This is a genomic window from Microbacterium sp. LMI13-1-1.1, from assembly GCF_040815625.1.
GTDB lineage: Bacteria > Actinomycetota > Actinomycetes > Actinomycetales > Microbacteriaceae > Microbacterium > Microbacterium forte.
In genome coordinates, this window is record NZ_JBFPNL010000006.1 from 403,585 (window position 1) to 417,684 (window position 14,100).

General features: G+C 68.0%; 12 protein-coding genes. 10 read left to right on the top strand and 2 right to left on the bottom strand.

Going from position 1 to position 14,100, the window contains the following annotated elements; genetic code table 11:
• Positions 1–47 precede the first annotated feature (47 nt).
• Positions 48–1,163, top strand: coding sequence for a LacI family DNA-binding transcriptional regulator (locus tag MRBLMI13_RS15390; RefSeq protein ID WP_367823383.1), 1,116 nt, complete (start codon positions 48–50; stop codon positions 1,161–1,163).
• 8 nt (positions 1,164–1,171) lie between these two features.
• Here MRBLMI13_RS15390 and MRBLMI13_RS15395 read toward each other — a convergent pair whose 3' ends face one another.
• Positions 1,172–1,540 (bottom strand): VOC family protein, encoded by a 369-nt coding sequence (locus MRBLMI13_RS15395; protein WP_079113237.1) that lies wholly within the window; start codon positions 1,538–1,540, stop codon positions 1,172–1,174.
• Positions 1,541–1,602: 62 nt separating this feature from the next.
• Here MRBLMI13_RS15395 and MRBLMI13_RS15400 point away from each other — a divergent pair, with 62 nt between their 5' ends.
• The 9 genes from MRBLMI13_RS15400 (at position 1,603) to MRBLMI13_RS15440 (ending at position 12,804) form a co-directional block, all read left to right on the top strand.
• Positions 1,603–2,055 (top strand): MarR family winged helix-turn-helix transcriptional regulator, encoded by a 453-nt coding sequence (locus MRBLMI13_RS15400; RefSeq protein WP_367823380.1) that lies wholly within the window; start codon positions 1,603–1,605, stop codon positions 2,053–2,055.
• Positions 2,056–2,234: 179 nt separating this feature from the next.
• Positions 2,235–3,899, top strand: a complete 1,665-nt coding sequence (locus MRBLMI13_RS15405) for an ABC transporter substrate-binding protein (RefSeq protein ID WP_367823378.1) — start codon at positions 2,235–2,237, stop codon at positions 3,897–3,899.
• On the top strand, positions 3,896–4,876 hold the full coding sequence (locus tag MRBLMI13_RS15410) for an ABC transporter permease (protein WP_367823376.1): 981 nt from the start codon (positions 3,896–3,898) through the stop codon (positions 4,874–4,876). Before MRBLMI13_RS15405 ends, MRBLMI13_RS15410 begins: the two co-directional genes overlap by 4 nt.
• A complete protein-coding gene (locus MRBLMI13_RS15415; protein ID WP_056373462.1) occupies positions 4,873–5,787 on the top strand; it encodes an ABC transporter permease in 915 nt (304 codons plus the stop codon). The genes MRBLMI13_RS15410 and MRBLMI13_RS15415 overlap by 4 nt, the downstream gene beginning before the upstream one ends.
• A 5-nt stretch (positions 5,788–5,792) precedes the next feature.
• Positions 5,793–7,514, top strand: coding sequence for an ABC transporter ATP-binding protein (locus tag MRBLMI13_RS15420; protein ID WP_367823374.1), 1,722 nt, complete (start codon positions 5,793–5,795; stop codon positions 7,512–7,514).
• Positions 7,515–7,546: 32 nt separating this feature from the next.
• Positions 7,547–8,716: a glycoside hydrolase family 1 protein gene (locus MRBLMI13_RS15425; RefSeq protein WP_042537386.1), complete on the top strand. Its 1,170-nt coding sequence runs from the start codon at positions 7,547–7,549 to the stop codon at positions 8,714–8,716.
• Between the two features lie 43 nt (positions 8,717–8,759).
• Positions 8,760–10,301, top strand: a complete 1,542-nt coding sequence (locus MRBLMI13_RS15430; RefSeq protein ID WP_367823372.1) for a molybdopterin-dependent oxidoreductase — start codon at positions 8,760–8,762, stop codon at positions 10,299–10,301.
• A gap of 38 nt (positions 10,302–10,339) precedes the next feature.
• Positions 10,340–11,932: a methionine--tRNA ligase gene (metG, locus tag MRBLMI13_RS15435; RefSeq protein ID WP_367823370.1), complete on the top strand. Its 1,593-nt coding sequence runs from the start codon at positions 10,340–10,342 to the stop codon at positions 11,930–11,932.
• Between the two features lie 2 nt (positions 11,933–11,934).
• The gene (locus MRBLMI13_RS15440; protein WP_367823368.1) at positions 11,935–12,804 is read left to right on the top strand and encodes a TatD family hydrolase; all 870 of its coding nucleotides are present in this window, start codon (positions 11,935–11,937) and stop codon (positions 12,802–12,804) included.
• Here MRBLMI13_RS15440 and MRBLMI13_RS15445 read toward each other — a convergent pair.
• Positions 12,786–14,063 carry an MFS transporter gene (locus MRBLMI13_RS15445; RefSeq protein ID WP_228385542.1) on the bottom strand — a complete coding sequence of 426 codons (1,278 nt, stop codon included), beginning with the start codon at positions 14,061–14,063 and terminating at the stop codon, positions 12,786–12,788. The genes MRBLMI13_RS15440 and MRBLMI13_RS15445 overlap by 19 nt on opposite strands.
• Between the last annotated feature and the right edge of the window lie 37 nt (positions 14,064–14,100).

The window sequence follows — 14,100 nt, forward strand, 5'->3', positions numbered from 1 at the left end:
CTCGCCCCGGGTACCCTGGTGCACACGCAACCGGAGGAGGACCGAGCGTGACCAAGAAGGCGACCGTCTACGACGTCGCAGAGCGCGCGGGCGTGTCGATCGCGACGGTCTCCCGTGTGCTGCGGCAGCCCGATGCGGTGCGTCCGGTCACCCGCGAGCGGGTGCTCGACTCGGTGGCTGCCCTCGGCTATGTGCCCAGCGGCAGCGCGCGCGGCCTGGCCGAACGCCGCACCGGCGTGCTGGGACTGTACTTCCCGGGCTTCGATGCCTCGGAGGACGCTCCCGTGTTCGATGTGCTCGCCGGGGATCAGGCCGAGGTGCCGCCTTTCACGGTCGAGCAGGCCTCTGCCGACGCGGGGGCGCCGCATCCGACCATGCTCTTCCTCGACGAGGTGCTGCGCGGTGCCGAGCTGGAGGCCTGGAAGCAGGGGTTCGTGCTGATGATCGGCGTCGGGCGGGGAGACCCCGCCCGCGAGACGGTGCGCGACATCGCCGGCCGGGTCGACGGGCTGATGGTGCTGGCGCAGAGCGTGCCGGACGACGTGCTCGCTCGGCTCGCCCAGCGGATCCCCGTGGTCGTGCTCTCGGGGCCGGCGCGGGGTGACAGCTACGACCACGTGACCGTCAGCAACGCCGAGGCGATGTCGGAGCTCACGCGTCTGGTGCTCGCGCAGGCCGACCCGGGAGGCCTCGCTTTCCTCGCAGGCCCCGAGGACTCGCCCGACGGTGCGCAGCGCTGGGAGGGCTTCGCTGCCGCCATAGCCGAGGCGGGCATCGCGGCGGACGATGTGACAGTGCTGCGCGGTGACTTCACGCGCGCATCGGGACGCCGCGCCGCCGAGGAGCTGATCGCCCGCGGCGCACCGGCCGCGTTGGTCGCGGCGAACGACCAGATGGCTCTCGGCGCGATCGATGCCTTCCGATCGGCCGGCATCCGGGTTCCCGATGACGTGCGGGTCACCGGATTCGACGGCATCGAGGCTGCCGCGCTCTCGCGGCCGACACTGACCACGGTGCGTCAGCCGATGATCGACCTCGGCCGCGCCGCCGTGCAGCTGCTCGCCAGACGACTGGAGCAGCCGGATGCCGAGCCGATGACGGTGCGCCTGCCGCTGCAGATCCTCGTCCGCGAGAGCTCGCAGCGCCCCGCCCGAGCGGTCTGACGACCCGCTCAGGCGCGATCGTGCAGCGTGATGCGGTAGCCGTCGGGGTCGGCGAACGTGAAGGTGCGGCCGAACGGGCCGTCGATCGGATCCGCGACGATCGTGTGTCCTGCGGCGGCGAGAGCGTCGTGGATCGCCTGCACGTCGCTGGCATGCAGCCAGATCGCGGCGCCGATCCCCGGCTGGTCGACGCCGTCGAGGTCTGTGCCGGGGGCGATATCGCGCAGTGCGAACGCGATGGGTGTGGTCTCGAAGACGACGGCATGCGGCGGGCCCGTCGGCGAGCGGACGAGGCCGAGGTACTGCTCGTAGAACGCCTGCGACGCGGCGAGGTCGCGAGTCTGGAGGGAGATGAAGTCGGGTCCGGTGACGGGCATGATGTGCTCTTTCCTGTGATGTCAGTTATCTGACACGGATCAATGTATGTCAGAATACTGACATGAGTCAAGACGGCGGCGGCATCGACCTCGACACATCGCTCGGATACCTCCTGAAGGAGGCCTCCAGTGCGCTGCGTTCGGCGATGGAGGAGGTGCTGCGTCCGCTCGGCATGACCATCACGCACTACTCGTGTCTCGAACTGCTCGCCCAGCGGCCCGGCCTCTCGAACTCCGAGCTGGCCCGCGGAGCGTTCGTGACGCGGCAGTCGATGAACGTGCTGCTGCAGGCGCTCGAGCGGGATGGATTCGTCACGAGACCGCCCGAGGCTCCGGTGGGCAAGGCGCTGCCGACGACGCTCACGCCGCGGGGGAGGAGCAGTCTGGCGCAGGCCACGGCCGCGGTGCGATCCGTCGAGGTGCGGATGCTCGCGGGCATGACCGACGACGAGCAGGCGGTTGCGCTCCGGGTGCTGCGGAGCATGGTGCGCTCCCTGCGCGATTCACCGCGATAAAGACAGGTTTGGCACCGCTCCCATCCTCGTCACGGTGGGGAAGTCGCCCTCGTTGTGTGGTGGTCGAGGGGTTGCGCTCGCAAAATGTATGCGCTTACAATCACTCATGCGGCTTCGGCCGCGGGGTGCCCCGACCCCCGGGACCCCCCTTCATGACACAGACGACATGAGGTGGCAGTGTGGCGAAGACGCACATGCTCCGGCGCTGGCGGAGAGCCGCGATCGTGGGACTGGCGGCAGCAGCCGTCGTGCTCAGCGGTTGCAGCATCCAGATCAGTTCGCAGCCCGATCCATCGATCGGCGACGACACGATGCTCATCAATGCGGACAAGGGGAACCCGTTCTTCACGCGGAACTTCAATCCGTACCTCACCAACACGCGCACGGCGTCGAGGTGGATCTACGAGCCTCTGATCCTGGTGAACCCGCTCGACGGAACCGAGAACCCGTGGCTCGCGAGCGAATGGTCGCAGCCCGACGCCCGCACAGTCGTGATGACGATCCGCGACGACGTCGAATGGAGCGACGGCGAGAAGCTGACGCCCGATGACGTGGCGTTCACCTTCCAGCTGCTGAAGGACAATCCCTCGCTCGACATCAAGGGCGCCTGGCAGCACCTCGAGACCGTCGAGGTCGACGGCGACGACGTCATCATGCACCTTCAGACAGACGACGCCCCGTCGCTGCCGATCCTCGGTCAGACCATGATCGTGCCCGAGCACCTCTGGGCCGACGTGAAGGATCCGGGCACCTACCGCAACGAGAACCCGGTCGGCACCGGACCGTTCGTGCTCGGCAACTACAACGACCAGCAGTACTCGGTCGACAAGAACCCCGACTACTGGCAGGCCGACAAGATCGAGATCGAGCACATCATCCTGCCGTCCACGAACTCGCAGCTCGACACCGTCACCCGCGGCTACGACTGGGCATACTCGTTCATCTCCGACGTCGAGGGCACCTGGGGCGCGGCCAGCGAGCACAACGCCTGGTGGTTCCCGCCGGGTGGGGTCATCGCGCTCATGCCGAACCTCGAGGTCGCTCCGTTCGACGACGTGAACGTGCGCCGCGGCATCGCCCTCTCGCTCGATCGCGAGGAGATCGCCGAGACCGCATCCGAGGGATACATGGAACCTGCCGGGCAGACCGGGCTCATCCTCCCCAACCAGGAGGAGTACCTCGATCCGAGCATCCCCGACCAGGGCATGATCACCCAGGACACGGATGCCGCACTCGCCGCGTTCGCCGAGGCGGGGTACACCCTCGACGGTGACCGGCTCGTGGGCGCCGACGGCGCGCAGCTCGAGTTCGCGCTGACGACCGCCAACGGCTTCTCGGACTGGACCCGCGCGGCGCAGACCGTGCAGAGCCAGCTCGCAGACGTCGGCGTCAAGGTGACTCTCAAGCTCCCGCAGCCGGCGGGATATCAGAGCGCCATCAGCAACGGCGACTTCGAGATGGCCATCGGCGGCATGGGCAACGGCAATGTCTACCAGGCGTTCAACAACCTGCTCTCGAGCGAGTTCTACGTGCCGTCCGGCGAGGCGACCGCGAACAACTTCGAGCGGTACCGCTCGGACGAGGCCGACGCCCTGCTCAAGGAGTACCGCGAGACCGTCGACCCCGCCCGCCAGACCGAGATCGTCGAGGAGCTGCAGGGCATCGTCTACGACGACCTGCCCGTCATCGGCCTCTACTACGGCGGGATCTGGGGTCTCTTCAACGACTCCAAGTTCACCGGCTGGCCCACAGAGGACGACCCGTACATGATTCCGCAGAACTACGACTCGGCGCCGCTGGGCATCTTCACCCGGCTCGAGCGCGTCAAGGAGGATGACCGATGAAGTACGTCCTCCAGAAGGTCGGCCTGTTCGTGCTCACGCTGTGGGCAGCGATCACGCTGAACTTCTTCCTTCCGCGCCTCATGCCCGGTTCGCCGGCAGACGCCGCGATCGCGAAGCTCTCGCAGAACGGTCCGGTGTCGGATGCGACGCGGGCCGCGATCGAGGCCCAGCTCGGCGTGCCGACCGGATCGATCTGGGATCAGTACGTGGCGTACGTCGGTCAGGTCGCACGACTCGACTTCGGTGTCTCGTACACGTTCTATCCGCAGAGCGTCTCGAGCATGGTCTCGACCGCACTGCCCTACACGATCGGCCTCGTCGGCATCGTCACGATCCTCGCGTTCGTGATCGGCACCCTGATCGGCACCGCCGCGGCCTGGCGCCGCGGCACATGGCTCGACAGCCTGCCGACTCTGACGGGGTCGTTCCTCAGCACCTTCCCGTACTTCTGGACGGCGCTGCTGCTGCTGTTCTTCTTCGGCTACGTGCTGCACTGGTTCCCGACGACGGGAGCGTATGCGGCGACGACCACGCCCGGGTTCACCTGGGACTTCATCGTCGACCTCGCGCAGCATGCGGTTCTCCCCGCGCTGACCATCCTGCTGACCTCGCTCGGCGGGTGGATCATCGGCATGCGCAACGCGATGATCAACACGCTGGGTGAGGACTACGTGACGTTCGCCGAGGCGAACGGTCTGCACGGTCGCACGATCGCCCTCCGCTACGCCGCGCGCAACGCGATCCTGCCGAACCTCACCGGCTTCGGGCTCACGCTCGGCGGTGTGGTCGGCGGATCGATCCTCGTGGAGCAGGTGTTCGGATACCCGGGCATCGGCTATCTGCTCTTCAACGCCGTGATCGGGCAGGACTACCCGCTCATGCAGGCGCTCTTCCTGATGATCACCGTCAGCGTGCTCATCGCCAACTTCCTCGTCGACATCCTGTACGGCGTGCTGGATCCAAGGACCCGCCGATGACCTCCACCATGAATGTCAAGGTTCCCTCCGACCGGATCGCGGCTCCCAGCCCGTGGCGCTCGTTCGCCCGGATGGTGGGCACCCTCTGGTCCAACGGCAAGGCCCGACTGGGCCTCATCATCCTCGGGCTGTTCGTCGTGGTCGCGGTGTTCGCACCGCTGCTCGCCCCGTACGGCCCCAAGGTCAACACGTTCGAGCGCAACGCCGATGCATCGGCCGCCCACTGGCTCGGCACCACCGCTGCAGGCGAGGACGTGCTGAGCCAGCTGATCTACGGTTCGCAGGTCAGTCTGCTGGTCGGCATGGCCGCCGGCCTCCTCTCGACGATCGTCGCCGTGCTGATCGGTCTCAGCTGGGGCTACATGCGCGGTTTCCTGGGGGAGGTGGTCGGCTTCATCGTCAACCTCTTCCTCGTGATCCCCGGTCTCCCGCTCATGATCGTGATCGCCGCGTACCTGCAGAATGGCGGCATCCTGATGATCATCGCGGTCATCGTCGTCACCGGGTGGGCGTGGGGCGCGCGCGTGCTGCGCAGCCAGACCCAGTCGCTGCGAGGCAACGACTTCGTCACATCGGCGCAGTTCTCGGGTGACAGCCGGGCGCGCATCGTGTTCCGCGAGATCCTGCCGAACATGACGTCGATCATCGCCGGCACGCTCTTCGGAGCAGCGACCGCGGCGATCCTCGCCGAGGCCGGACTCGAGTTCCTCGGGCTCGGCGACTCCAGCATCGTCAGCTGGGGAACGATGCTCTACTGGGCGCAGAACTCCAACTCCCTGCTCACCGGGCAGTGGCTGCTGCTGTTCGCCCCCGGTCTCTGCATCGCCCTGCTCGCTCTGAGCCTGACACTGATCAACTTCGGCGTGGACGGCATCTCCAATCCGCGCCTGCGAGAGGGGAAGGGACGATGAGCGCCATGGAAGCGAACACCCCCGCGACCACGAACGACGTCCTGCTCGATGTCCAGGGACTGTCCGTCGAGTACGCCTCGCCGGGTGCGACGCCGGTCACCGCCGTCGAGAACGTGTCGTTCACGCTGCGTCGGGGCGAGTTCGTCGGCCTCGTCGGCGAGTCGGGCTCGGGCAAGTCCACGCTCGGTTTCGCGCTGACACGGCTGCAGAAGCCGCCGGCTCGCATCAGTGACGGGCGGATCCTGTTCGACGGCCGCGACATCCGCGACCTCGACGCCGAGGAGCTGCGTCGACAGCGTCAGGGCGGGTTCGCGATGGTGCTGCAGTCGGGCATGAACGCGCTGAACCCCGTCCGCACGATCGGCAACCACTTCCGCGACATCTTCGCCGCGCACGGGCATGTGGCCCGAGACGCCCGGGATGCGAGGGCGAAGGAACTGGTCGGCAAGGTGGGTCTCGACCCTCTCGTGCTGTCGCGGTACCCGGGAGAGCTGTCGGGCGGAATGCGCCAGCGCGCGTCGATCGCCCTGGCTCTCTCGCTCGAGCCGCAGCTCATGGTGTTCGACGAGCCGACCACAGCGCTCGACGTGCTCGTGCAGCACGCGGTCATGGACACCATCCGGGACCTGCAGCGCTCCGAGCACTTCACCGCGATCCTCATCAGTCACGACCTCGGCATCGTGCTCGAGGCCACTGACCGCGTGATGGTCATGCACGAGGGGCGGATCGTCGAAGACGCGCCGAGCCTCGACATCCTGCAGCGCCCGCAGGACGAGTACACGCGGATGCTGCTGAGCCACTACGCCGACCCTCGGGCCGAGTCGATCTCGATCCCCGGGTTCGTCGACCTCGGCACCCGGCGTCGCGAGGGGCACTCGCGCACCGACCTCACCGAGACCCTTCCCACGGTGTCGCAGCGAGACACCCGACGGGCCGATGCCGCGATCGTGGTCGAGGGGGTGTCGAAGCGCTACCCGGCCCCCCGTCGGGGGGAGAAGCCCGTGACGGCGGTCGACGACGTGTCGTTCCGTCTCGAGCCCGGTGAGGCGCTGGCGCTCGTGGGTGCGTCGGGGTCGGGCAAGTCGACGATCGCGAAGCTCATCACCGGGGTCGAGAAGCAGACCGAGGGCACCGTGCGCTTCGGTGACGTCGACGTCGCGACGCTGGGCCGCAAGGGCCTCCGCGATCTGCGCAAGGACGTGCAGATGGTGTTCCAGGATCCGTATGCCGCGCTGAATCCGCTGCACACGGTCGAGTACGCGCTCAGCCGACCGATCCGCAACTACACGCCGCTGCGAGGGCAGGAGGCGAGAGCCCGCGTGCTCGAGCTGCTCGAGACGGTGGGGCTGACGCCGGTCGAGCAGTTCGCGGCGAAGCTGCCGCACCAGCTCTCGGGCGGCCAGCGTCAGCGTGTCGTCATCGCCCGGGCGCTGGCCAGTGATCCGCAGGTGCTGATCGCCGACGAGCCCGTGTCGATGCTCGACGTGTCGCTCCGAGCCGGCGTGCTCGCGCTCCTCGAGGATCTGCGCGAACGGTGGGGCATCAGCATGCTCTACATCACGCACGACCTGCTCAGCGCGCGTCTCGTCACCGAGAACATCCTCGTGCTCAACAGCGGCCGCGTCGTCGAACGCGGCGAGACATCTCAGGTGCTTCAGCATCCGGAGGACCCGTACACGGTCCAGCTGCTGGATGCGGTGCCGAACCCGGCACGGGCCGAACGCTGACCGAAGACCATCGCAAGACGAAAGGAGCACTCGTGCTCACATTCCCTGACGGCTTTCTCTGGGGCGCTGCGACCGCAGCCCATCAGGTGGAGGGGAACAACACGACCAGCAACTGGTGGGCCATGGAGCATGCTCCCGGCTCGCCCATGGTGGAGCCCTCGGGCGACGCCGCCGACCACTTCCACCGGTACCCGGAGGACATGCGGCTGCTGGCGGATGCCGGTCTGAACTCGTACCGCTTCTCGATGGAGTGGGCCCGTATCGAGCCCGAGCGCGGGTTCGTCTCGCGGGCGATGCTCGATCACTATCGCCGCATGATCGACACGGCTCGCGAGAACGGGCTCGACCCCACGGTGACCCTGATGCACTTCACCGTGCCGCAGTGGTTCCAGAAGGACGGCTTCTGGCGTGCGGACGACGCGGTCGACCTGTTCTCGCGCTACGTCGAGACGGTGCTGCCGATCCTCGAGGGCGTGACCTACGTCTGCACGATCAACGAGCCGAACATCGCGGCGATGCTCGCCGGGGGAGAGGATGCGGCCAACCTCGTCGCGTTCGGACTGCCGAACCCCGACCTCGCTGTCGCCGACACGCTGCTCGACGCGCACCACCGTGCGACCGAGATCCTGCACTCCGTCTCGGGCGTGCAGGCCGGATGGACGATCGCCACGCAGGCCTTCCACTCCACCGGCGAGCCCGGCGCAGACGAGATGCTCGCCGAGTACGGCGACCCGCGTGATCATTGGTACCTCGACCAGTCGGCGGGCGACGACTTCGTCGGCGTGCAGGCCTACACGCGCACCTTCATCGGACCCGAGGGGCCGCGGCCGGTCGCCGACGATGTCGAGACGACGCTCACCGGGTGGGAGTTCTTCCCCGAGGCGCTCGAGATGGGCGTGCGCAGCGCCTGGGAGCGCAGCGGTGGAGTTCCTGTGCTCGTGACCGAGAACGGCATCGCGACCGCCGACGACACTCGTCGCATCGCCTACACGCAGGGCGCACTCGAGGGTCTGCACCGGGCGATCTCCGACGGCATCGAGGTGAAGGCGTACCAGCACTGGAGTGCACTCGACAACTACGAGTGGGCGAGCGGATTCCGTCCGACCTTCGGCCTGATCGGCTTCGACCACGAGACGTTCGAGCGCTCGCCGAAGCCGTCGCTCGCCTGGCTCGGCGAGGTCGCGCGTCGTAACGGGCTCTGAGCCGGACGACCCCGGGGCTCTGCCCCGGGGTTACCCTCGGATCATGAGCCATGCAACCCGTACGACGCGCGGTGACAGGCTCCGATCGGCGGCCGCCGGGCTGAGCGCGGCGGTCGTCGCGGTCGGCCTGGCGGAGCTGGTGGCCGCCATCGTCGAACCGAGCGCGAGTCCGTTCGCCGTGATCGGCAGCGGGCTCATCGACCTCGCGCCCAGCTGGGCGAAGGACACCGCGATCGCGCTGTTCGGCACCGGCGACAAGGCTGCGCTCCTCACCGGGATCGCCATCGTGCTGGCAGGTGTGGCGGCGCTCGCCGGCATCCTGGAATCCCGCCGGGCGGGAGTGGGGTCGACGATCCTCGCTGCTCTCGGCGTGCTCGCTCTGGTGGCCGCGATGATCCGTCCTGGTGCGGGGCCGTTCGCCTGGCTCCCCGGCCTCGTCGCGGGAGTGACGGCGGTCGTCGCGCTGCGGCTGCTCATGCGCAAGGTGCACCCGGTGCCGTATCTCCGCGCCGAGCATGAGGAGCGCCGACAGTTCCTCCTGTGGACCGTCGGTGTCGCAGCCACCGGCATCGTGGCGCTCGCCATCGGCAACGCGGCCCGCGGCGTGACCCGGTCGATCGAGGCGGTGCGGTCCACACTGCGCCTGCCGAAGGCCGCCACGCCGGCCCCGGCAGTGCCGGTCGCCGCCGAACTCGACATCCAGGGGCTTGCGCCCGTCGTCACCCCGAATGCGCAGTTCTACCGCATCGACACCGCTCTGATCGTGCCGCGCATCGACCCGGCCGATTGGTCGATCCGCATCCATGGGATGGTCGACCGAGAGATCGTGGTCACGTGGGACGAACTGCTCGCCCTGCCGATGCAGGAGTCGCATGTGACGCTCGCGTGCGTGTCGAACGAGGTGGGCGGAGACCTGATCGGCAACGCCCTGTGGCTCGGGCATCCGGTCCGCGAGCTCCTCGCGCGCGCGGGCGTCGACCCGGACGCCGACATGGTGCTGTCGACCTCGTCCGACGGATTCACGGCCTCGACACCGCTCGAGGCTCTCACCGACGACCGCGACGCCCTGCTCGCGGTCGGCATGAACGGTGATCCGCTGCCCATCGAGCACGGTTTTCCGGTGCGCATGGTGGTGCCGGGGCTCTACGGCTATGTCTCGGCGACCAAGTGGGTGACCGACCTCGAGGTCACGCGGTTCGACCGGGCGACCGCGTACTGGACCGACCGCGGGTGGTCGGAGCGCGGACCGATCAAGCTGCAGTCGCGCATCGACGTGCCCCGTCGCGGGACTCGGATCGAGGCGGGTGACGCCGTGATCGCCGGCATGGCATGGCAGCAGCATGTGGGAGTCGAGGGCGTCGAGGTGCGGATCGACGACGGTGCGTGGCGTCGGGCCGAGCTCGCCACCGCGATCTCCGACGACACCTGGGTGCAGTGGCGTCTCGACTGGTCGGCCGAGAGCGGAGCGCACACGATCGAGTGCCGGGCGATCAGCGCCGACGGCGAGACGCAGACCTCGAATCCGGCCGACGTCGTGCCCGACGGCGCTCAGGGGTGGCATCGCATCGAGGTCTCGGTCGCCTGAGCGTAACGACCCCCTGCATCCCACCTAGAATTGTCCCCATGCCCGCAGGCGAATCGTTCTACATCACCACGCCCATCTACTACCCCTCCGATGTGCCTCACATCGGTCACGGGTACACCTCGGTGGCGGTCGACGCGCTCGCGCGCTGGCACCGTCAGGGCGGCGATGACACGTGGATGCTCACGGGCACCGATGAGCACGGCCAGAAGATGCTCCGCGCGGCGGCGGCGAACAACGTCACCCCGCAGGAGTGGGTCGACAAGCTCGTCACCGAGGCGTGGTTCCCGCTGCTGAAGACCCTCGATGTCGCGAACGACGACTTCATCCGCACCACGCAGGAGCGCCACGAGACCAACGTGCAGACGTTCTTCCAGCGTCTGTACGACCGCGGCTACATCTACGCGGGCGAGTACGAGGCGCTGTACTGCGTCGGCTGCGAGGAGTTCAAGCCCGAGTCCGAGATCGTCGACGGCACAGGTCCGTTCGAGGGTCTGAAGGTGTGCGTGATCCACTCGAAGCCCCTCGAGCTCCTGCAGGAGAAGAACTACTTCTTCAAGCTCAGCGAGTTCCAGGACCGCCTGCTCGAGCTCTACAAGACACAGCCCGACTTCGTGCGCCCCGACTCCGCGCGCAACGAGGTCGTCTCCTTCGTCAGCCAGGGGCTGAAGGATCTCTCGATCTCGCGCTCGACGTTCGACTGGGGCATCCCGCTGCCGTGGGACGAGTCGCACGTCATCTACGTGTGGGTCGACGCGCTGCTCAACTACGCCACCGCCGTCGGGTACGGCTCCCATCAGGAGACGTTCGACCGCCGCTGGCCCGCCTATCACGTGGTCGGAAAGGACATCCTGCGCTTCCACGCGGTGATCTGGCCCGCGCTGCTGATGGCCGCCGGTCTCGACGTACCCAAGGGCGTGTTCGCGCACGGCTGGCTGCTGGTCGGCGGAGAGAAGATGTCGAAGTCGAAGCTCACCGGCATCGCACCGACCGAGATCACCGACGTCTTCGGCTCCGACGCGTACCGCTATTACTTCCTCTCCGCGATCGCGTTCGGTCAGGACGGGTCGTTCTCGTGGGAGGACCTCTCGGCCCGTTACCAGGCCGAGCTCGCGAACGGCTTCGGCAACCTGGCCTCGCGCACCACGGCGATGATCGAGAAGTACTTCGAGGGCATCGTGCCGGCCCCCGCCGACTACACCGAGAAGGATCTCGAGATCCAGAGGATCGTCGCGGATGCGGCGTCGAACGCGGATGCCGCGATCGAGCAGTTCCGCATCGACGAGGCCATCTCGTCGATCTGGACCATCGTCGACGCCCTGAACGGCTACATCACCGCGAACGAGCCGTGGGCGCTGGCCAAGCAGGCGAACAGCGGAGACGAGGCTCAGCGCGGCCGTCTGGGCACGGTGCTCTACACCTGCGCCGAGGGCCTGCGTGCCCTCGCGGTGCTGCTCTCGCCGGTGATGCCGCAGTCGACGGAGAAGCTCTGGGTCGCCCTCGGCGCTGCCGAGAGCCTCGGACGTCTGCAGGATCAGCCGATCCGTAAGGCCGGAGCCTGGGGAGCGCTGCGCCCCGGAACCAGCGTAAACGGTCTCAGCCCGCTGTTCCCGCGTGTGGAGTCCAACGCCTGAGCATGACGTACGTGCAGCAGCGAGACGGCGAGGGACGCAAGAACCTGCGGTATCCGGCGGCCCCCGAGCCGCTCTCCGTGCCCGTGTACGACAACCACGCGCATCTCGAGATCCTCGACGGCGATGAGCCGCTGTCTCTGACCGAGCAGCTGGATCGGGCCCAGGCCGTGGGCATCGCCGGCGTGGTGCAGGCGTCGGGTGACATCGAGTCTTCTCGGTGGGCGGTCGAGGCGGCGGAATCGGACTCCCGTGTGCTCGCGGCTGTCGCGATCCACCCGAACGACGCGCCTGCCTACGCCGAAGAGGGGCGCCTCGATGAGGCCATCGCGGTGATCGACGAGCTCGCCGCGCACCCCCGCACGCGGGCGATCGGCGAGACGGGGCTCGACTTCTTCCGCACCGAGCCCGAGCGCCGAGCACCGCAGTTCGAGTCCTTCGAGGCGCACATCGCGCTCGCCAAGAAGCATGGCATCGCGATGCAGATCCATGACCGCGACGCGCATGACGCGGTTCTCGAGACGCTGACGCGGGTGGGTGCCCCCGACCGGACCGTGTTCCACTGCTTCTCGGGTGACGACGAGATGGCCCGGATCTGTGCGGATGCCGGATATCACCTGTCGTTCGCGGGCAACGTCACGTTCAAGAACGCACAGAATCTGCGCGACGCGCTGAAGGTGACACCGCTGGATCGCATCCTGGTCGAGACCGACGCGCCGTTCCTCACCCCGACGCCGCTGCGCGGAAGGCCGAACGCCCCGTATCTCGTGCCGATCACGGTGCGGTTCATGGCCGCCGAGCTCGGCATCGAGGTCGACGAGCTCTCTGCCCAGCTCGCCGCGAACACCCTGCAGGTCTACGGCTCGTTCGACTGAGTCTCGATCGCCTGCGTGTCGGAGACCGGCTTCGCCGACACGATCTGCGAGATCGGCTTCCACACGAACAGCAGTGTGAGCGCAGCGCCGACGAACGCGAACCACCACGGAGCGGTGAGACCCCAGAACTGCGCGATCACGCCGCCCAGTGCCTGTCCGATCACCATGCCGCCGAACACGCCGACCATGTTGACCGAGGCGACCCGGCCCTGCAGCTCGGGCGGCACGAGGCGCTGACGGACGGTCGTCGAGATCGTGCCCCAGATGAACGCGTAGGCGCCGAAGACGAACATGATCACGAGCGCGACCCACCCGGTGCTGGTGAGCGCGAAGGCGAGGTGCATCAGCACTTCGAGAGACAGCACGACACGCATGAGCGTCGCGAACGACACGTGTCGTTCGAGCCACCCGAAGCACAGCGTGGCGAGGATGCCACCGGCGGCGGAGGCCGTGGTCAGCGCTCCATAGCCGACGGCGCCCATGTTCAGGTGCTCGGTGGCGTAGAGCACGAGCACGCCCCAGGGGGCCGCCCAGGTCACGTTGAAGACCAGGATGATGAGCACGAGCATCCGCACCGGCGGGTTCTGCCAGAGCCACCGCAGGCCCTCGGCGATGTCGGTGTGCACGTGCGTCTTCTCGGCGTCGCCCGTCGCCCGGGGCGGCACCGGCGTGCGGGCCATGCGCGAGATCAGCACGACCGCGAGGAGCACGCAGAGGACCTCGAGCAGGAAGGGCCAGGCCGTGCCCGCGGCGAAGAGGAAGGCTCCCAGCGGAGGACCCGCGAACTGGTTCGCGACGAGGTACCCGGCCTGCAGACGCGCGTTGCCGATGCCCAGATCGGCGGGCTTCACGAGCATCGGCAGCAGCGTGCTTCCCGCCGTGTCGACGAAGACCTCTGCCGTGCCGTAGAGGAAGGCCACAGCGAGCACGATCCAGATGTTCGCCGTACCCGTGAGCAGGAACGCGCAGAGGCCTGCGAGCACCACGGCCCGCGCCGCGTTGGCGAACATCACGAGGCGTCGGCGGTCGAACCGGTCGGCGATCGCACCGGCGTGCAGCCCGAACAGCAGCCACGGAAGGAACTGCATGATCGCGCCGGCGGCGACGAGGATCGGCGATGACGTCATCGAGGCGATGAGCAGGGGAGCGGCCGCCAGAGCGACGCCGTCTCCGACGTTGCTCGTCCACGACGATGCGAGCAGCCAGCGGAAATCCCTGCCCATCCGACGGGGCGCGATCAGTTCACCGAGGGAGGGCACCACAGAAGACTACTGGCGGGTTCGGACACCGGTGAGG